Here is an 18584-nt window from a genome sequence, read left to right on the forward strand (position 1 = left end):
ACAGGCACCGGGGTCCTGCGAGCGTGCGGGACAATGGAGCACATGCCTTCCGCACTCCCCGACGGCGAGCCCGTCCCCGACGACGGCGCGCTGCCCGTGCCCGCGCTCGCCGGGGCCGCCGACCGCCCCCTCGGGTTCTACCTGCACGTCCCCTACTGCGCGACCCGCTGCGGCTACTGCGACTTCAACACCTACACGGCGACCGAACTGCGCGGCACCGGCGGCGTCCTCGCCTCCCGCGACAACTACGCCGAGACCCTGACCGACGAGATCCGCCTGGCCCGCAAGGTCCTCGGCGACGACCCGCGCGAGGTCCGCACGGTGTTCGTCGGCGGCGGCACGCCCACCCTGCTGGCCGCGGACGATCTCGTACGGATGCTGGGCGCGATCCGCGACGAGTTCGGGCTGGCGGCTGACGCGGAGGTCACCACCGAGGCGAACCCGGAGTCGGTGGACCCGGCCTACCTCGCCACGCTCCGCGCCGGCGGCTTCAACCGGATCTCCTTCGGCATGCAGAGCGCGAAACAGCACGTGCTGAAGGTGCTCGACCGCACGCACACCCCGGGACGGCCCGAGGCGTGCGTCGCCGAGGCCCGCGCGGCCGGCTTCGAGCATGTCAATCTCGACCTGATCTACGGCACCCCGGGCGAGACCGACGACGACTGGCGGGCCTCGCTGGAGGCGGCGATCGGGGCCGGGCCCGACCATGTGTCGGCGTACGCGCTGATCGTCGAGGAGGGTACGCAGCTCGCGCGGCGGATCCGCCGGGGCGAGGTCCCGATGACCGACGACGACGTCCACGCCGACCGCTACCTGATCGCCGAGTCGGTGCTGGCTGGGGCGGGCTTCGACTGGTACGAGGTGTCCAACTGGGCGACCTCGCAGGCGGCCCGCTGCCTGCACAACGAGCTGTACTGGCGGGGCGCCGACTGGTGGGGCGCCGGGCCCGGGGCGCACTCGCACGTGGGCGGGGTGCGCTGGTGGAACGTCAAGCACCCGGGGGCGTACGCGGCGGCGCTGGCGTCCGGGCGGTCGCCGGGGGCCGGACGCGAGGTCCTGGCGGACGAGGACCGGCGGGTGGAGCGGATCCTGCTGGAGCTCCGGCTGCGGGAGGGGGTGCCGCTGGGGCTGCTGAAGGAGGAGGGTCTCAAGGCGTCGCGCCGGGCACTGTCGGAGGGGCTGCTGGTGCAGGAGGCGTACGACGACGGGCGGGCCGTGCTGACGCTGCGGGGGCGGCTGCTGGCGGATGCGGTGGTGCGGGACCTGGTGGACTGAAGGGTCACCCCCGCGACGGTGGACCGTAGGGTCGCCCCCGCGACGGCGGGGAGCACGGCCTGCCCGGCCCGGCACACTTCAGGGTGCGTTCAGGGCACGGTCACATGGTCGATGAGACGCTCGACACATCCCAGCAGCTCCGGTTCCAGGTCCTTGTAGGAACCCACGCGCGCGAGGATCGCCTGCCACACCGCGCCCGTGTTGTCCGAGGGCCAGCCCAGCGCCCGGCACACGCCCGTCTTCCAGTCCTGGCCGCGCGGGACCCGCGGCCACGCCGGGATGCCCAGGGACGACGGTTTCACCGCCTCCCAGACGTCGATGAACGGGTGGCCCACCACCAGCGCGTGCTCGCTCGTCACCGACGCGGCGATACGGGACTCCTTGGAGCCCGGCACCAGATGGTCCACCAGGACGCCGAGGCGGGCGTCCGGGCCGGGGGAGAAGGCGGCGACGATCGACGGGAGGTCGTCGACACCCTCCAGGTACTCCACGACCACGCCCTCGATGCGCAGGTCGTCGCCCCAGACCTTCTCGACCAGCTCGGCGTCGTGCCGGCCCTCGACATAGATCCGCCCGGCGCGCGCCACCCGGGCGCGTGCGCCGGGCACGGCGACCGAGCCGGACGCCGTACGGGAGGGCTGTGCGGGACCGCCCGCGGACGGCCGGACCAGCGTCACCACGGCGCCCTCCAGGAGGAAGCCCCGCGGCTCCAGCGGGAACACCCGGTGCTTGCCGAACCGGTCCTCCAGCGTCACCGTGCCCGCCTCGCAGCGGATCACCGCGCCGCAGAACCCGGTCGCGGGCTCCTCGACCACGAGACCGGGTTCGGCGGGGACCTCCGGTACGGGTCCGGGCTTCTTCCACGGCGGCGTCAGGTCGGGTGAGTACGAGCGCATTCGCACGACGATAGGAGAAGTCGTCGGCGCGGTCTCACGACACGCCGAAACGCCGCGCCAGCGCGTCCCGCTGGGCCCGGACGAAGGCCGCGTCCACCACCGCTCCGTGACCGGGCACGTACACCGCGTCCTCGCCGCCCAGTTCCAGCAGCCGGTCCAGGGCGGCGGGCCAGCGAGAGGGTACGGCGTCGGGGCCGGCCTGCGGTTCGCCGGACTCCTCGACCAGGTCGCCGCAGAACACCACCACCGGGTCGCTCGCCACCACCACCGCGAGGTCCCGCGCGGTGTGCCCGGGGCCCACGTCCGCCAGCAGGATCCGCGGGCCGCCGGCCGGCTCCAGGGCCAGGGTGCCGTGCACGGTCCGGTGGGGGCGCACGAGGGCGTCGGCGGCCTCTTCCGCGGCCCGGCGGCCGAGGCCGTTGCGCACCGCGTCCGCACACATCCCGGCGCGATCCACCCCGTAGAAGTCCGCGACCCGGTCCTCGGTCCCGCGCCCGTACGCGCTCCCGCTCCCGCCCGCGTCCCCGTACGCGCTCCCGCCCGCGTCCCCGTACGCGCTCCCGGCCCCGTCCCCGTACGCGCCCCCGTCCCTGGCCTCGCTCCCGCTCGCGCCCGCGCCCCCGCGCCCGTGCGCGTTCGCGCGCTCGTTCCCGCCCCCGTTCCCGCCCCCGTTCCCCGTGACGGCCGCCCCCGGCGGCGCGGGCGGCGCGCCTTCTCCCGCCGCCACCAGTACCGTCGCGCCCGCGAACGCCGCCGCCCCGAAGACATGGTCGAAGTGGGGGTGGGTGAGGGCGAGACGGCGCACCCGGCAGCCGGCGATCGCCTCCGCCTGCCCGCGCAGCCGGGTACCTTCGGCGAGGCTCGACCCGGCGTCGACCAGCAGCGCGGATCCTGCCCCTGTGATCAGTCCCACCGTGCAGTCCCACACCGGCAGCCGGCACCGCCCGACCCCCTCCGCCAGCCGCTCCCACCCCAGCTCTTCCCAAGTCACCGTCATACCGCGACGCTAATGCCGGAAGCGGGCCCGGCACGACGTCGCAGGCCCAGCCTTGCCCGGGGTGTACCCCACGGCCGTACACTGACTCGGGGACCGTTGGCACTCGCGCGCGCAGAGTGCCAGGCGGCAGGCATCAGGGGACGACAGTCTGGAGGTGTGCGCGAGATGCTGAGCGAACGCAGGCTTCAGGTGCTGCGCGCCATCGTCCAGGACTACGTCGGCACCGAGGAGCCGGTGGGCTCCAAGGCGCTGACCGAGCGGCACAACCTCGGTGTGTCCCCGGCGACGGTGCGCAACGACATGGCGGCCCTGGAGGACGAGGGGTTCATCGCCCAGCCGCACACCAGTGCGGGGCGGATCCCCACCGACAAGGGCTACCGGCTGTTCGTCGACAAGCTCGCGGGCGTCAAACCGATGACGGCACCCGAGCGGCGCGCGATCCAGAGCTTCCTCGACGGGGCCGTGGACCTCGACGACGTGGTGGCCCGTACCGTACGGCTGCTCGCGCAGCTGACCCGGCAGGTCGCCGTCGTGCAGTACCCGTCGCTGACCCGGTCGACCGTGCGGCACGTGGAGCTGCTGTCGCTGGCGCCCGCGCGGGTGATGCTGGTGCTGATCACCGACACCGGCCGGGTAGAGCAGCGCGTGGTCGACTGCGCGGCGCCGTTCGGCGAGACCTCCCTGGCGGATCTGCGGGCGCGGCTGAACAGCCGGGTCGCGGGCCGCCGGTTCGCGGACGTGCCGCGGCTCGTGGAGGACCTGCCGGACGCGTTCGAGGCGGACGACCGCGGCACGGTCTCGACGGTGCTCTCCACCCTGCTGGAGACGCTGGTCGAGGAGAACGAGGAGCGGCTGATGATCGGCGGCACCGCCAATCTGACCCGCTTCGGACATGACTTCCCTCTCACGATCCGCCCGGTGCTCGAAGCGCTGGAGGAGCACGTCGTGCTGCTCAAGTTGCTTGGTGAGGCCGGTGATTCGGGCATGACGGTGCGGATCGGTCATGAGAACGCCTATGAGGGACTCAACTCCACTTCGGTGGTCTCGGTCGGCTACGGTTCGGGCAACGAGGCGGTCGCCAAGCTCGGTGTGGTCGGACCGACTCGTATGGATTACCCGGGAACGATGGGAGCGGTACGCGCAGTGGCACGGTACGTCGGACAGATCCTGGCGGAGTCCTGAGTGGCCACGGACTACTACGCCGTTCTCGGCGTGCGCCGCGACGCGTCGCAGGAAGAGATCAAGAAGGCCTTCCGGCGGCTCGCGCGCGAGCTGCATCCGGATGTGAACCCCGATCCGAAGACCCAGGAGCGGTTCAAGGAGATCAACGCCGCTTACGAGGTGCTGTCGGACCCGCAGAAGAAGCAGGTCTACGACCTCGGCGGCGACCCGCTCTCCCAGTCGGGCGGCGCCGGCGCCGCGGGCGGCTTCGGTGCGGGCGGCTTCGGCAACTTCTCCGACATCATGGACGCGTTCTTCGGCACGGCGTCGCAGCGCGGACCGCGCTCGCGCACACGCCGGGGCCAGGACGCCATGATCCGGCTGGAGATCGAGCTGGACGAGGCGGCCTTCGGCACCACGAAGGACATCCAGGTCGACACGGCGATCGTCTGCACCACCTGCAACGGTGAGGGCGCGGCGCCGGGCACGACCCCCCAGACCTGTGACATGTGCCGCGGTCGCGGTGAGGTCTCGCAGGTCACGCGGTCCTTCCTCGGCCAGGTCATGACGTCCCGGCCCTGCCCCCAGTGCCAGGGCTTCGGAACCGTCGTGCCCAACCCGTGCCACGAGTGCGCGGGCGACGGCCGGGTGCGCTCCCGCCGGACGCTGACGGTGAAGATCCCGGCCGGTGTCGACAACGGCACGCGGATCCAGCTGGCCGGCGAGGGCGAGGTCGGTCCCGGCGGCGGTCCGGCCGGCGATCTGTACGTCGAGATCCACGAGCTGCCGCACTCCACCTTCCAGCGGCGCGGCGACGACCTGCACTGCACGGTCACGATCCCGATGACGGCGGCGGCCCTCGGCACGAAGGTGCCGCTGGAGACGCTGGACGGCATGGAGGAGGTCGACATCCGGCCCGGCACCCAGTCCGGCCAGTCGATCCCGCTGCACGGCCGTGGCGTCACCCACCTGCGCGGCGGCGGCCGGGGCGACCTCATCGTCCATGTCGAGGTCCAGACCCCGAACAAGCTCGACCCCGAGCAGGAGCGCCTGCTGCGCGAACTGGCCAAGCTGCGCGGCGAGGAGCGTCCGCAGGGGCAGTTCCAGCCGGGACAGCAGGGGCTGTTCTCGCGGCTGAAGGACGCGTTCAACGGGCGCTGACCCGAGCGGCCGAGGACATGAAGGGCCCGGGGGCTGCCTGCCCCCGGGCCCTTCGTCCGTACCGCGCGTCCGCTCGCGGCCGCGGCCCGTGCCGCACCCGCATGTCCGGCCGCGGGCCGCCGACGGCCCGATTCGGACTTGTCCGGGGGACGTGACAACATGCCGACATGTCCTCCGCACTGACCGATCTCTGCGCGCATCCGATCGTGCAGGCGCCCATGGCGGGCGGTGTCTCCGTGCCGAAGCTCGCCGCCGCCGTCTGCGAGGCGGGCGGACTCGGCTTCCTGGCCGCCGGGTACAAGACGGCCGACGGCATGTACCAGGAGATCAAACAGCTGCGGAGCCTGACGGCCCGACCCTTCGGCGTGAACGTGTTCATGCCGCAGCCGGAGTACGCGGAGACCGGCGCCGTCGAGGTGTACGCGCACCAGCTGGCCGGTGAGGCCGCCTGGTACGGCGTGGAGCTCGGCGACCCGGACAGCGGGCGCGACGACGGCTACGACACCAAGCTCGCGGTGCTGCTGGACAACCCGGTGCCCGTGGTCTCGTTCCACTTCGGGGTGCCGGACCGGGACACGCTGGACGCCCTGCGCCGGGCCGGTACCCGCACGATGGTCACCGCGACCACCGTCGAGGAGGCCCTCGCCGTGGAGCGGGCGGGCGCCGACGCGGTGATCGTGCAGGGCGTGGAGGCGGGCGGACACCAGGGCACCCACCGCGACCTCCAGGAGAACGACGGCTGCGGCCTCGGACTGCTCGCCCTGCTCGCGCAGGTCCGCGAGAGCGTGGGCCTGCCGCTGGTGGCCGCCGGCGGCATCATGCGCGGCAGCCAGATCGCCGCCGTGCTGGCGGCCGGCGCCGAAGCGGCCCAGCTCGGCACCGCCTTCCTGGCCACCGCCGAGTCCGGCGCGCACACCGTGTACAAGCAGGCGCTCACCGATCCGCTGTTCGCCCGCACGGAGCTGACCCGCGCGTTCTCCGGGCGGCCGGCCCGCGGCCTGGTCAACCGCTTCCTGCGCGAGCACGGGCCGTACGCGCCCGCCGCGTATCCCGAGATCCACCACCTCACCGCGCCGCTGCGCAAGGCCGCCGCCCTGGCCGCCGACGCGCAGGGCATGGGGCTGTGGGCGGGCCAGGGCCACCGGATGGCGCGCGAGCTGCCCGCCGGGCGGCTGGTCGAGGTGCTGTGCGCCGAACTGGACGCGGCCCGGGCCGCCTTCTCGCAGGGTGGTGAGGTCCGATGACCGCTCCGGTCTTCGTCGTCGACGACGTCCGCGCCGACGGCGCCGGGCAGTACGTCCTCGACGGCCCCGAGGGACGGCACGCGGTGTCCGTGAAGCGGCTGCGGGCGGGCGAGACGGTCGTCCTCACCGACGGCGCCGGACGCTGGGCCGAGGGCGAGGTGGCCGCCGCCGAGGGCAAGGACCGGCTGGTCGTCGACGTGCGCGAGGTGCACGAGGAGCCGGTGCCCACGCCCCGTATCACCGTCGTACAGGCGCTGCCGAAGGGCGACCGGGGCGAGGTCGCCGTCGAGACCATGACCGAGGTCGGTGTCGACGCGATCGTGCCGTGGGCGGCCTCGCGCTGCATCACCCAGTGGAAGGGCGAGCGCGGGCTGAAGGCGCTCGGCAAGTGGCGGGCCACCGCCCGCGAGGCCGGCAAGCAGTCCCGGCGGGTGCGGTTCCCGGAGGTCGCGGACGCGGCGACGACCCGTCAGCTCGGCGCGCTGCTGGCGGCCGCCGACTTCGCCGCCGTGCTCCACGAGAGCGGAGACGCGCCGCTGGCCGCCGCCGAACTGCCCACCGAGGGCGAGATCGTGCTCGTGGTCGGTCCGGAAGGCGGCGTCTCCCCCGAGGAGCTGGCCCTGTTCGAGCAGGCCGGGGCGCGCCCCTACCGGCTGGGCCCCAGCGTGCTGCGCACCTCGACCGCGGGCACCGCGGCCGCGGCCCTGCTGCTCGGCCGCACCGGACGCTGGTCCTGACCGCAGGGAGGACGCCGTGGAACTCGCCCAGGTACGGCTGCTCGTCACCGACTTCGCCGCCTGTTACCGGTTCTATGCCGACGTACTCGGCCTCAGACCGCAGTCGGGGGCGACGCAGGGGCCGTACGAGAAGTTCGGTCCCGCCGCCGGATCGGCGGGCATCGCCCTCCAGGACCGCGCGACGATGGCCCGGGTCCTCGGAGAACTCGGCGATCCGGCGACCGGCCACCGCTCGCTGGTGGTCTTGCGCGTCGACGACCTGGACGCCTACTGCGCGCAGATCACCGCCCGGGGCGCGACCCTGCTGCACGGCCCGGCCGAGATGACCGAGCGGATGCGGGCCGCCCATCTCAAGGACCCCGAGGGCAACATGGTGGAGCTGCAGGAGTGGCTGTTGTTGCGCGACTGACCCGGTTTCCGCGCGCTCCCCTCACGCCCTGCCCGGTGACCCCGGTACGCCCCCCTCGGCGGCCCCCGCAGGCCCCATCGTGACCGTATGAGGTCTACCGCCCCACGCCCAGGAGTGGCACGCTGCCGTCCATGGGGGCATTGAGGTGGATTTGGGACCGCCCGCGCGGGACGCGGGCGCTGGCCGTGGCGTGGTGCGCGGTGGTCGTCGGCGCGGGTGCCGTGGCGTGCGATCCGGGCGGACTGAGTTCCGCCTCGGTGGCGTACACCACCGACCGGACCGCGACGAAGGAGCTCGAGCGCCGCCAGGTGGACGTGCGCTGGCTCACCTGCACGGCCGCGTTCGGCGACAAGGCGGCCACGGCGAGCGCGAGCACCGTCGCCACCGTCGACTGCCAGGGCCGGACGGACGACGGCCGGGACATCACCGTCACCGGGAAGGTCACCCGGGCCGTGGACGGCGCCTGTGTGCGCGGCGACCTCACCGCCAAGGTGGGCGGCAAGGTGCGCTTCCACGTGAGCGGCCTCGGCGACTGCAGGACCACCCCCTCGCCCGTCGGCGGCGGTTCCGGCGGACAGCACGGTGGGCCGACCGCCACGGTGACCGTCACCAGGACCGTCTGGTGCGTGGACGATCCGCGGTGCCGGCCCGTCCAGGGCAAGTGAACGTCCCTCTGTTCCCGCGCGCCCCTCGCTGCATAGGGTGACCGCGTGACCCAGCCTGCTGCCTCCGCCCCCATGTCGGCGTACCTTCGTTTCCCGCATCTGCACGGCGAGTTGGTGGCCTTCACGGCCGAGGACGACGTATGGCTCGCGCCCCTGGACGGCGGGCGGGCCTGGCGGGTCAGCGCCGACAACATGCCCGTGACCATGCCGCGCATCTCGCCCGACGGCACCACCGTCGCCTGGACCTCCACCCGCGACGGAGCCCCCGAGGTGCACATCGCCCCGGTCGACGGCGGCCCCGCCGAACGGCTCACGTACTGGGGCAGCGCGACGACCAGGGTGCGCGGCTGGACCCCGGACGGCCAGGTCCTCGCCGTCACCACCCAGGGGCAGGCCAGTTCGCGCCGCAGCTGGGCGCGCGCCGTCCCGCTGGACGGCGGACCGGCCGCCGTACTGCCGTACGGGCCCGTCGGGGACGTGGCGTACGGGCCGCACACCGTGCTGCTGTCCGCGCCGATGGGCCGGGAGGCCGCCTGGTGGAAGCGCTACCGCGGCGGCACGGCGGGCAAGTTGTGGATCGACCGCGGCGGCGACGGCGAATTCGAGCGGCTGCACGAGGAGTTGGACGGCAACCTGGAGTTCCCGGTGTGGGTGGGGGAGCGGCTGGCGTTCCTCTCCGACCACGAGGGCACCGGCGCGCTGTACTCCTCCCTCGCCGACGGCTCCGGCCTGCGCCGGCACACCCCCGTCGACGGCTTCTACGCCCGGCACGCGGCGAGCGACGGCCGCCGGGTCGTGTACGCCTCGGCCGGCGAACTCTGGCTGCTCGACGACCTCGACGGGGCCGAGCCGCGCCGCCTCGACGTACGCCTCGGCGGGCAGCGCACCGACCGGCGTCCTTACCCGGTCAACGCCGGCCGCTGGTTCGGCTCCGCCTCCCCCGACCACACCGGGCGCGGCAGCGCGGTCGCCGTGCGCGGTGCCGTGCACTGGGTCACCCACCGGGCGGGACCGGCCCGGGCGCTGGCCGCCCGGCCCGGGGTACGCGCCCGGCTGCCGCGCACCTTCCGCACGGAGGGCGAGGAGTGGGTGGTGTGGGTCACCGACGCCGAGGGCGACGACGCCCTGGAGTTCGCGCCCGCGACCGGCCTCGCCCCCGGCGCGACCCCGCGCCGGATCGCCGCCGGACGGCTCGGCCGGGTCCTGGACCTGGCGATGGCGCCCGACGGCAGCCGGGCCGCGGTCGCCGCGCACGACGGCCGGCTGCTGCTCGTCGAGCGGGAGTCCGGCGAGGTGCGCGAGGTCGACCGCAGCGAGCACGGCGACGTGGAGGGCCTCGCCTTCTCGCCGGACTCCGCCTGGCTCGCCTGGTCGCACCCCGGCCCGAGCCCGCTGGCCCAGCTCAGGCTCGCCAACACCACCGATCTGTCGGTCACCGAGGCGACCCCGCTGCGCTTCCAGGACTACGCGCCCGCGTTCACCCTCGACGGCAGACACCTGGCGTTCCTGTCGACCCGCGCCTTCGACCCGGTCTACGACGAGCACGTCTTCGACCTGTCGTTCGTCGAGAGCACCCGCCCGCACCTGATCACGCTGGCCGCGACCACCCCGTCGCCGTTCGGGCCGCAGCGCCACGGGCGGCCCTTCGAGGCCCCCGACAAGGACGAGACGCCCGACAGCGAGGGCACCCCGGCGACCCGGATCGACCTCGAAGGACTCGCCGACCGCATCGTGCCCTTCCCGGTCGAGGCCGCCCGCTACTCCACCCTGCGGGCCGTCAGGGGAGGTGTGCTGTGGCTGCGCCACCCGGTGCGCGGGGTCCTCGGCGCCTCCCGCGCCACCCCCGACGACCCCGATCCCAAGACCGAGCTGGAGCGCTACGACCTGGACCGGCAGCGTATCGAGCACCTGGCCGCCGACGCCGACGGCTTCGAGGTCACCGGCGACGGCAAGCGGCTGCTGCTGTGGACCGACGGCCGGCTGAAGGTCGTCCCCAGCGACCGGCGCGCCTCGGGCGACGACGACGGCGACTCCCACACCACCGTCGACCTCACCCGGGTACGGCAGAGCGTCGACCCGGCGGCCGAGTGGCGGCAGATGTACGAGGAGACCGGCCGCGTCATGCGGGACAACTACTGGCGGGCGGACCTGGGCGGGACCGACTGGCCGGGGGTCCTGGACCGCTACCGCCCGGTGCTGGACCGGGTGGCCACCCATGACGACCTGGTCGACCTGCTGTGGGAGGTGCAGGGCGAACTCGGCACCTCGCACGCGTACGTCGTCGCGCCCGGGGGCCACGGCGGCGGTGCCCGCCAGGGCCTGCTCGGCGCCGACCTCTCCCGGCACCCGGACGGCACCTGGCGCATCGACCGGGTCCTGCCCTCGGAGACCTCCGACCCCGACGCCCGCTCCCCGCTGGCCGCTCCGGGTGTCGCGGTGCGCGCGGGGGACGCGATCGTCGCGGTCGCCGGACATCCGGTGGACCCGGTGACCGGCCCCGGCCCGCTCCTGGTGGGCACGGCCGGCAAGCCGGTGGAGCTGACGGTCTCCCCGGCCGACGGCGGCGACCTGCGGCACGCGGTCGTCGTACCGACCGCCGACGAGGAGCCGCTGCGCTACCACGCCTGGGTCACCGGCCGGCGGGCGTACGTGCACGAGCTGTCCGGCGGCCGGCTCGGCTATCTGCACATCCCCGACATGCAGGCGCCCGGCTGGGCGCAGATCCACCGCGACCTGCGGGCGGAGGTGGGCCGCGAGGGCCTGGTGGTGGACATCCGGGAGAACCGGGGCGGCCACACCTCCCAGCTGATCGTGGAGAAGCTGGCGCGGCGGATCGTCGGCTGGAACATGCCGAGGGGCATGCGGCCCCTGAGCTATCCGCGTGACGCGCCCCGCGGACCCGTCGTCGCCGTGGCCAACGAGTTCTCCGGCTCCGACGGCGACATCGTCAACGCGGCGATCAAGGCGCTGGGCATCGGGCCGGTCGTCGGCACCCGTACCTGGGGCGGTGTCGTCGGCATCGACAGCCGCTACCGCCTGGTCGACGAGACCCTGGTCACCCAGCCCAAGTACGCGTTCTGGCTGGAGGGTTACGGGTGGGGCGTGGAGAACCACGGGGTGGATCCCGACATCGAGGTGGTGCAGCGCCCGCAGGACCACGCGGCCGGACGGGACGTCCAGCTCGCGGAGGCCGTCCGGATCGCGCTGGAGGCGCTGGAGACGACACCCGCCAAGTCCCCGCCGGACCTGCCGGATCTCCCGGACCGTCCCGGTCCCTCCGGCCGCCCGGACGCCGGTTGACCTTCCGGCTCGCTACGATGCGCGGGTACGACACCGACCGCGCGAGGAGGCACACGCATGGCAGGGGAGCCGCAGGACGACTGCCTGTTCTGCAAGATCGTGGCGGGGCACGTCCCGGCGACGATCGTCCGTGAGACGGAGACGACCGTCGCGTTCCGGGACATCAACCCCCAGGCGCCGACGCACGTCCTGGTGATCCCCAAGGCGCACTACGCGAACGCCGCCGAGCTCGCCGCCGCCGACCCCGCGCTCACCGCGGACGTGCTGCGCGAGACGGAGACGGTCGCGGGCGAGGACAAGCTGGAGAGCTACCGGGTCGTCTTCAACACCGGTGCCGGCGCGGGCCAGACCGTCTTCCACGCCCATGCCCACGTCCTGGGCGGGCGTGGCATGCAGTGGCCCCCCGGGTAGGCGGCGGTGTCCGTACGTGAACTGGTGGTCCTCGGCACCGCCAGCCAGGTGCCCACCCGGCACCGCAACCACAACGGCTATCTGCTGCGCTGGGACGGCGAGGGCCTGCTCTTCGACCCGGGCGAGGGCACCCAGCGCCAGATGCTGCGCGCCGGGGTCGCCGCCCACGACCTGAACCGGATCTGTGTCACCCACTTCCACGGGGACCACAGTCTGGGTCTGGCCGGGGTGATCCAGCGCATCAACCTCGACCGGGTGCCGCACGAGATCACCGCGCACTACCCGCGCTCCGGCCGGTACTTCTTCGAACGTCTGCGCTATGCCACGGCCTACCGTGAGACCGTCGACATCAAGGAAGTCCCCGTCGCCGAGGACGGCACGCTCGCCGTGACGGACGCGTACCGGCTGGAGGCGCGCAGGCTCTCCCACCCCGTCGAGTCCTACGGCTACCGGCTCGTGGAGCCCGACGGCCGCCGGATGCTGCCCGAGCGGCTCGCCGCCCACGGGGTCAAGGGTCCGGACGTGGGCCGGATCCAGCGCGAGGGCGCGATCGGCTCCGTCCTGCTGGAGGACGTCAGCGAGGTGCGGCGCGGGCAGCGGTTCGCGTTCGTCATGGACACCCGGCTCTGTGACGGCGTGCACGCGCTGGCCCAGGACTGCGACCTGCTCGTCATCGAGTCCACCTTCCTCGACGAGGACGAGGACCTCGCCGTGGAGCACGGGCATCTGACGGCCGGCCAGGCGGCCCGGGTGGCCAGGGACGCGGGCGTACGGCACCTGGTGCTCACCCACTTCAGCCAGCGCTACACGGAACCGGACGAGTTCGAGCGGCAGGCCCGGGCCGCAGGCTTCGAGGGGGAGCTGAGCGTGGCGCACGACTTGCTCCGAGTGCCGGTTCCGAAGCGCAGATAAAACCCCCGTACCATGCTTTGATGCCCCTCCCCAAAGCTGAACTGCACCTGCATATCGAAGGCACCCTGGAGCCCGAGCTGGCGTTCGCGCTCGCCGCGCGCAACGGTGTCACGCTGCCGTACGCCGACACGGAAGAGCTCCGCGAGGCGTACCGGTTCGACGATCTCCAGTCCTTCCTGAACCTGTACTACGAGCTCATGACGGTGCTGCGCACCGAGCGGGACTTCGAGGACCTCGCCGACGCCTACCTCGCCCGTGCCGCCGCGCAGGGCGTGCGGCACGCGGAGATCTTCTTCGACCCGCAGGCCCACCTCGCCCGGGGAGTGGCGATGGGCACGGTCGTCGAGGGGCTGTGGCGGGCCCTCGGCCGCAGCGAGGAGAGGCACGGGGTCTCCACCCGGCTGATCCTGTGCTTCCTGCGCGACGAGTCCGCCGAGTCGGCGATGCGGACGCTGGACGCGGCGAAGCCGTACCTCGACCGGATCACCGGGGTCGGCCTGGACTCCGCCGAGGTCGGCCACCCGCCGGTGAAGTTCCGCGAGGTGTACGAGGCGGCCGCCGCCCTGGGTCTGCGCCGCGTGGCGCACGCCGGCGAGGAGGGCCCGCCGCAGTACGTCACCGAGGCCCTGGACGTGCTCGGCGTCGAGCGCGTCGACCACGGACTGCGCTGCATGGAGGACCCGGACCTGGTCGAGCGGCTGGTGCGCGAGCGCATCCCGTTGACCCTGTGCCCGCTGTCCAACGTCCGGCTGCGCACGGTGGACGTGCTGGCCGACCATCCGCTGCCCGCCATGCTGGACGCCGGTCTGCTGTGCACGGTCAACTCCGACGACCCCGCCTACTTCGGCGGCTACGCGGGCGACAACTTCGACGCGGTGCGCGCCGCCCTCGGCCTGGGCGAGGACCGGCTGCGCGAACTGGCCCGCAACTCCTTCCTCGCCTCCTTCCTGGAGGACGACGAGGAGCGGCGCTCGCGCTACCTCGCCGAGGTGGAGGCGTACGAGTTCCCGTAGGCCCTGTCCGGCCGTTCCCCGCCCGCCCCCGCGAACGGGGCGTTCAGCCGACCGTCAGCCGACCGTCTCGAAGGCGCTGCGGGCGGGGACGGGCGGGGCGTCCGGCGTCGCCTCGACGACGTGCACACCCGCGCCCCGCCGCCGGACCGCGTCCGGCAGCAGCGGGCGCCCGGCGGCGTGCAGCGCCACGGCCGTCATGGGCACGGCGGCGAGGAGCAGTACGGCGGCCAGCACCGCGCCCATGACGGGGAACCCGGCCCGCGCCGCCAGCAGGCTCCCGGTCAGCGGTCCAGCCGCCGTGCCGAGCGAGGCGGCGGACCCGACGAGCACCGCCCAGCGGCCGCACGGGGCGAGCGAGGCGGCGAGCCCGATGACGTACGACAGCACCACCGGGTAGACCGTGTTCCAGGCGATCTGGCCGATCGCGAAGGTCGTGGGGCCGGTCGCGGACGCGCTGAGCGCGACACAGCCGGCGATGAACGCGGTACCGGCCCCGATCGGCAGTGCCCGCCCCAGCCGCGGCCCCAGCGCCCGCGCGCCCAGCACCCCGAGCAGCGCCGCCCCGAGCGCGGCGGCGAAGACCACGCCGACGGCCGCCTCGGTGAGGTGAGCCTGGGTCAGCCCTATCCGGCCGCTGACCCCCCACAGGGAGTTCTGCACCAGGGACCAGCAGGGCATCACCGAGACCAGCACGAGACCGGAGCACGGCCGCAGCCGCCGGGGCCGTTGCCGCCGGGCCCGCTCCTGCCGGGGGACCGGGGCGGCGGCCGCGGGCGCCGGGAGACGGCCCGTCAGGGGCCAGACGGCGAGCGCGGTCAGGGCGAGCGCGAGCAGCGGCCGGCCGTGCCCCGGACCGAGGTGCGGCAGCGTGAGATAGAGGAGTCCGGCGAGCCCGGAGACGCCGAGCAGGCCGAGGGCCGAGGCGCGGTGCGGGTCGGGCTGCGTGGCGATCCGGGTGGCGGCCACCGCGGTGAGCGTGCCGGACCCGAACCCGCCCAGCAGCGCGCCGAGCACGACGGCCGGTACGGCGCCGGTGAGCGCCGCGCCGCCGTAGCCGATCGCGGCGAGGGCGAGGCCGACGCGGGCCAGCCGCCGCGCCCCGATCCGGTCCACGCGCGAGGCGAACAGGAATCCGGCGGCGGCCGAACTCAGCAGCAGGGCGCTGCCGACCGCCCCGGCCTGGGTGGCCGACAGGGGCAGTCCGGAGTCCAGTCGGCCGACCAGGGTGGGCAGCAGGTACGGGGCGAGACAGCCGGCCGTGAACAGCGCGACGAGGGGCCAGGGGCTGGTGCGAGGGGTGGACACGGGCGTTCCCGGGGCATGCGAGAGGAGCGGCACAAGGCGAGGGAGGGGCGACGCCCGTCGACAGACGGGAGCGTGCGGGCAATTTGTATCAAAAGCGCTGTTCGGGAAGAAGAGTTCAGGATGAGATGTGAGGAACGTCCCGTTTGAGGTGCCGGGGTGCCGCGAGACGGTGTCGTTGACGGTGTCCGTTCGCGTATCTAACCTTCATTTTCATATGTAGATGATGTTCCGATGGCTGCCCCGACCGCCCGGCCGACGGCCACCGGACCCGACCTCGCAGGAGCCACCCCGTGACGCGCGACCTGACCATCACCGAGGTACGGCTGACCCCGATCCTGGTGGCCGACCCGCCGCTGCTGAACACCCAGGGCGTGCACCAGCCCTACACTCCCCGCCTGATCGTCGAGATCGTCACCGCCGACGGCGTGACCGGACTCGGCGAGACCTACGGCGACACCAAGTACCTGGAACTCGCCCGGCCGTTCGCCGACCGTCTTGTCGGCCACCGGGTCAGCGACCTGAACGCGCTGTTCCCGCTCGCCGACGAGGTCGCCGTCGACGACTCCCGCACCTCCGGCCGGGTCGACGTCGGCGGTCTGCGGGGCGTGCAGACCGCCGACAAGCTGCGTCTGTCCGTCGTCTCCGCCTTCGAGGTCGCCTGTCTCGACGCCCTCGGCAAGGCCCTCGGTCTGCCCGTGCACGCCCTGCTCGGCGGCAAGGTCCGCGACACGGTCGAGTACAGCGCGTACCTCTTCTACAAGTGGGCCGATCATCCCGAGGGCACGGCCTGCGAGAAGGACGACTGGGGGGCCGCGCTCGACCCGGCCGGGATCGTCGAGCAGGCGCGCAGGTTCACCGAGCGCCACGGCTTCACCTCCTTCAAGCTCAAGGGCGGTGTCTTCCCGCCGGACCAGGAGATCGCCGCCGTACGCGCCCTCGCCGAGGCGTTCCCCGGGCACCCGCTGCGGCTGGACCCCAACGGCGCCTGGAGCGTGGCGACCTCGCTGCGGGTCGCCGAGGAGATCGGCGGCCTCCTGGAGTACCTGGAGGACCCCGCGCTCGGCACCCCCGCCATGGCCGAGGTCGCCGCCCGCACCGGCGTACCGCTGGCCACCAACATGTGCGTGACGACCTTCGCCGAGATCCCTGAGGCGTTCGCCGCGGGCGCCGTGCAGGTCGTCCTGTCCGACCACCACTACTGGGGCGGTCTGCGCAACACCCGGGAGCTCGCCGCCGTCTGCCGCACCTTCGGCGTCGGGATCTCCATGCACTCCAACACCCACCTGGGCATCAGCCTGGCCGCCATGACCCATGTCGCGGCCACCGTCGCGGACCTCCACCACGCCTGCGACTCCCACTACCCCTGGCAGTCGGAGGACGTCCTCACCGAGCGCCTCGCCTTCGACGGCGGCAGGGTCGCCGTCCCGGACGCCCCGGGACTCGGCGTCACCCTCGACCGGGAACGCCTGGAGTTCCTCCACCGGCGCTGGCTCGACGACGACGGCCGGCTGCGCGAGCGCGACGACGCGGCCGCGATGCGCGCCGTCGACCCGCACTGGGTCACCCCGGCCGTCCCCCGCTGGTGACGACTCCGGCCGTTTCCTGCCGGTGACGATCCCGGCCGTCCCCCGCCGTCCCCGGCCGTCCCCCGCCGCCGACCGCCGGCAGGGCGGGCCGGGGCAGGCGGGGTGCGTGGGGCGGGCGGTCGCGGGCGGGTCCCCGCCGTGCCGGCGGCCGGACGTGACGCACGGCGCGCTGTCGGTGCCGTGGTGCACACTGGCCAGAACCGCACCATGCCAGGGAGCGCCACGTGATCGCTTACGACGCCTACGACGGAAAGGGACCGTCGCCCATCACCCCGGGCCCGCACTGCCAGGCCCACATCGATCCGCTGTCCGCCCTGCGCACACCCGACGACCCGCCCTGGGACGTGTACCTGACCGGCGACGTCTTCCTCGACATCATCTTCACCGGGCTCGACTCCGCCCCGGTGCGCGGCACCGAGTCCTGGGCGCGCGGGATGGGATCGAGCCCCGGCGGCGTCGCCAACATGGCCACCGCGCTGGCCCGTCTCGGCCTGCGCACGTCCCTGGCGGCCGCCTTCGGCGACGACCACTACGGCGAGTACTGCTGGGACGCCCTGGAGCAGGGCGAGGGCATCGACCTCACCCCGTCCCGCACGGTCCCCGGCTGGCACTCCTCGGTCACCGTCTCCATGGCCTACGAGGGCGAGCGCACCATGGTCTCGCACGGCCACGAGCCGCCCCCCGAGGCCGCGCTCGGCCGAGCGGGCACCCCCGGGCACGCCCCCCGGGCCCGCGCCGCCGTCGCCTCCCTCACGCCCGGGCGGCGCGCCCCCTGGATCGCCGAGGCCGCCCGCGCCGGCACCCGGATCTTCGCCGACGTCGGCTGGGACGACACCGGCGCCTGGGACCTGGCGGGCCTGGCCGACCTCGCGCACTGCGAGGCGTTCCTGCCCAACGCCGAGGAAGCCATGCGCTACACCGGCGCCGACTGCCCCCGCGCCGCCGCCCACGCCCTGACCGCACACGTGCCGCTGGCCGTCGTCACCCTCGGCGCGGACGGCGCGTACGCCGTCGACCGGCGTACCGGCGAGAGCGCCGAGGTCCCGGCGATCGCCGTCGAGGCCCTCGACCCGACCGGCGCCGGCGACGTCTTCGTGGCGGGCTTCGTCACCGGCACCCTGGCGGGCTGGCCGCTCGCCGACCGGCTGGCCTTCGCCGGCCTGACCGCCGCCCTCTCCGTCCAGGAGTTCGGCGGCTCCCTGTCGGCGCCCGGCTGGGCGGAGATCGCCGCCTGGTGGCGCCGGGTGCAGTCGGTCGACGAGCAGGATCCGGCCGCGCTGCGGCGGTACGCGTTCCTGGACCGGCTGGTGCCGGGGGAGGAGCGGGTCAGGCCCTGGCCGCTGCGCCGGGCGGTGCCGACGATCGGGTTCGGGCGCTCGGCGTGAGCGCGGCGGACGGTGCCCGTGGGACCGCGGTGCAGAAAAGCCCTACGGCGCCGACGGTGCACCGTCGTACCCTTGGAATCGCGAGGCCGCCCTCAGCTACGCGGCCCTGACGAGGAGGAACCGCAGG

The 18584-nt window shown here is 74.0% G+C and carries 16 protein-coding genes; 13 read left to right on the forward strand and 3 right to left on the reverse strand.

What is annotated here, in order from left to right:
• The first annotated feature begins 42 nt into the window (after window positions 1–42).
• Window positions 43–1275, forward strand: coding sequence for a radical SAM family heme chaperone HemW (hemW, locus tag ACZ7OY_RS02450; RefSeq protein ID WP_471909648.1), 1233 nt, complete (start codon window positions 43–45; stop codon window positions 1273–1275).
• 89 nt (window positions 1276–1364) lie between these two features.
• On the opposite strand, the gene ACZ7OY_RS02455 is transcribed toward hemW, so the two are convergent.
• On the reverse strand, window positions 1365–2171 hold the full coding sequence (locus ACZ7OY_RS02455) for a DUF3097 domain-containing protein (protein ID WP_471909649.1): 807 nt from the start codon (window positions 2169–2171) through the stop codon (window positions 1365–1367).
• Between the two features lie 34 nt (window positions 2172–2205).
• Complete coding sequence (locus ACZ7OY_RS02460) at window positions 2206–3168, reverse strand: MBL fold metallo-hydrolase (protein ID WP_471909650.1); 963 nt, start codon at window positions 3166–3168, stop codon at window positions 2206–2208.
• A 165-nt stretch (window positions 3169–3333) separates the two neighbouring features.
• Here ACZ7OY_RS02460 and hrcA point away from each other — a divergent pair, with 165 nt between their 5' ends.
• From hrcA to ACZ7OY_RS02510, 10 genes are all read left to right on the forward strand, one after another.
• Window positions 3334–4350, forward strand: coding sequence for a heat-inducible transcriptional repressor HrcA (gene hrcA / locus ACZ7OY_RS02465; RefSeq protein WP_385529152.1), 1017 nt, complete (start codon window positions 3334–3336; stop codon window positions 4348–4350).
• Window positions 4351–5490 carry a molecular chaperone DnaJ gene (dnaJ, locus tag ACZ7OY_RS02470; RefSeq protein WP_162469791.1) on the forward strand — a complete coding sequence of 380 codons (1140 nt, stop codon included), beginning with the start codon at window positions 4351–4353 and terminating at the stop codon, window positions 5488–5490.
• A gap of 167 nt (window positions 5491–5657) precedes the next feature.
• Window positions 5658–6734 carry a nitronate monooxygenase gene (locus ACZ7OY_RS02475; RefSeq protein WP_471909651.1) on the forward strand — a complete coding sequence of 359 codons (1077 nt, stop codon included), beginning with the start codon at window positions 5658–5660 and terminating at the stop codon, window positions 6732–6734.
• A complete protein-coding gene (locus tag ACZ7OY_RS02480; RefSeq protein ID WP_351601801.1) occupies window positions 6731–7471 on the forward strand; it encodes a 16S rRNA (uracil(1498)-N(3))-methyltransferase in 741 nt (246 codons plus the stop codon). Before ACZ7OY_RS02475 ends, ACZ7OY_RS02480 begins: the two co-directional genes overlap by 4 nt.
• 16 nt (window positions 7472–7487) lie before the next feature.
• The gene (locus ACZ7OY_RS02485) at window positions 7488–7880 is read left to right on the forward strand and encodes a VOC family protein (RefSeq protein WP_385528494.1); all 393 of its coding nucleotides are present in this window, start codon (window positions 7488–7490) and stop codon (window positions 7878–7880) included.
• Window positions 7881–8011: 131 nt separating this feature from the next.
• Entirely contained in the window at window positions 8012–8545 is a 534-nt protein-coding gene (locus tag ACZ7OY_RS02490; RefSeq protein WP_471909652.1) for a hypothetical protein, read from the forward strand.
• Window positions 8546–8590: 45 nt separating this feature from the next.
• Complete coding sequence (locus ACZ7OY_RS02495; RefSeq protein WP_471909653.1) at window positions 8591–11845, forward strand: S41 family peptidase; 3255 nt, start codon at window positions 8591–8593, stop codon at window positions 11843–11845.
• 57 nt (window positions 11846–11902) lie between these two features.
• Window positions 11903–12256: a histidine triad nucleotide-binding protein gene (locus ACZ7OY_RS02500; protein WP_471909654.1), complete on the forward strand. Its 354-nt coding sequence runs from the start codon at window positions 11903–11905 to the stop codon at window positions 12254–12256.
• A 6-nt stretch (window positions 12257–12262) separates the two neighbouring features.
• On the forward strand, window positions 12263–13168 hold the full coding sequence (locus ACZ7OY_RS02505) for a ribonuclease Z (protein WP_450660841.1): 906 nt from the start codon (window positions 12263–12265) through the stop codon (window positions 13166–13168).
• 20 nt (window positions 13169–13188) lie between these two features.
• Window positions 13189–14181, forward strand: coding sequence for an adenosine deaminase (locus ACZ7OY_RS02510; protein ID WP_471909655.1), 993 nt, complete (start codon window positions 13189–13191; stop codon window positions 14179–14181).
• Between the two features lie 54 nt (window positions 14182–14235).
• Here the strand turns inward: ACZ7OY_RS02510 and ACZ7OY_RS02515 are convergent, their stop codons facing one another.
• Complete coding sequence (locus ACZ7OY_RS02515; RefSeq protein WP_471909656.1) at window positions 14236–15486, reverse strand: MFS transporter; 1251 nt, start codon at window positions 15484–15486, stop codon at window positions 14236–14238.
• A gap of 290 nt (window positions 15487–15776) precedes the next feature.
• Here ACZ7OY_RS02515 and ACZ7OY_RS02520 point away from each other — a divergent pair, with 290 nt between their 5' ends.
• Entirely contained in the window at window positions 15777–17072 is a 1296-nt protein-coding gene (locus ACZ7OY_RS02520; RefSeq protein ID WP_471909657.1) for a glucarate dehydratase family protein, read from the forward strand.
• 224 nt (window positions 17073–17296) lie between these two features.
• Window positions 17297–18457, forward strand: a complete 1161-nt coding sequence (locus ACZ7OY_RS02525; protein ID WP_471909658.1) for a carbohydrate kinase family protein — start codon at window positions 17297–17299, stop codon at window positions 18455–18457.
• Window positions 18458–18584 lie beyond the last annotated feature (127 nt).

It is taken from the genome of Streptomyces sp. NPDC107559 (assembly GCF_055657365.1).

Excerpts from the sequence above, each read along its gene's own strand:
- ACZ7OY_RS02460 (WP_471909650.1), bottom strand. The coding sequence starts at position 3,168 with ATGACGGTGACTTGGGAAGAGCTGGGGTGGGAGCGGCTGGCGGAGGGG.
- ACZ7OY_RS02475 (WP_471909651.1), top strand. The coding sequence starts at position 5,658 with ATGTCCTCCGCACTGACCGATCTCTGCGCGCATCCGATCGTGCAGGCG.
- ACZ7OY_RS02500 (WP_471909654.1), top strand. The coding sequence starts at position 11,903 with ATGGCAGGGGAGCCGCAGGACGACTGCCTGTTCTGCAAGATCGTGGCG.
- hemW (WP_471909648.1), top strand. The coding sequence starts at position 43 with ATGCCTTCCGCACTCCCCGACGGCGAGCCCGTCCCCGACGACGGCGCG.
- ACZ7OY_RS02510 (WP_471909655.1), top strand. The coding sequence starts at position 13,189 with ATGCCCCTCCCCAAAGCTGAACTGCACCTGCATATCGAAGGCACCCTG.
- ACZ7OY_RS02490 (WP_471909652.1), top strand. The coding sequence starts at position 8,012 with ATGGGGGCATTGAGGTGGATTTGGGACCGCCCGCGCGGGACGCGGGCG.
- ACZ7OY_RS02455 (WP_471909649.1), bottom strand. The coding sequence starts at position 2,171 with ATGCGCTCGTACTCACCCGACCTGACGCCGCCGTGGAAGAAGCCCGGA.
- ACZ7OY_RS02480 (WP_351601801.1), top strand. The coding sequence starts at position 6,731 with ATGACCGCTCCGGTCTTCGTCGTCGACGACGTCCGCGCCGACGGCGCC.
- hrcA (WP_385529152.1), top strand. The coding sequence starts at position 3,334 with ATGCTGAGCGAACGCAGGCTTCAGGTGCTGCGCGCCATCGTCCAGGAC.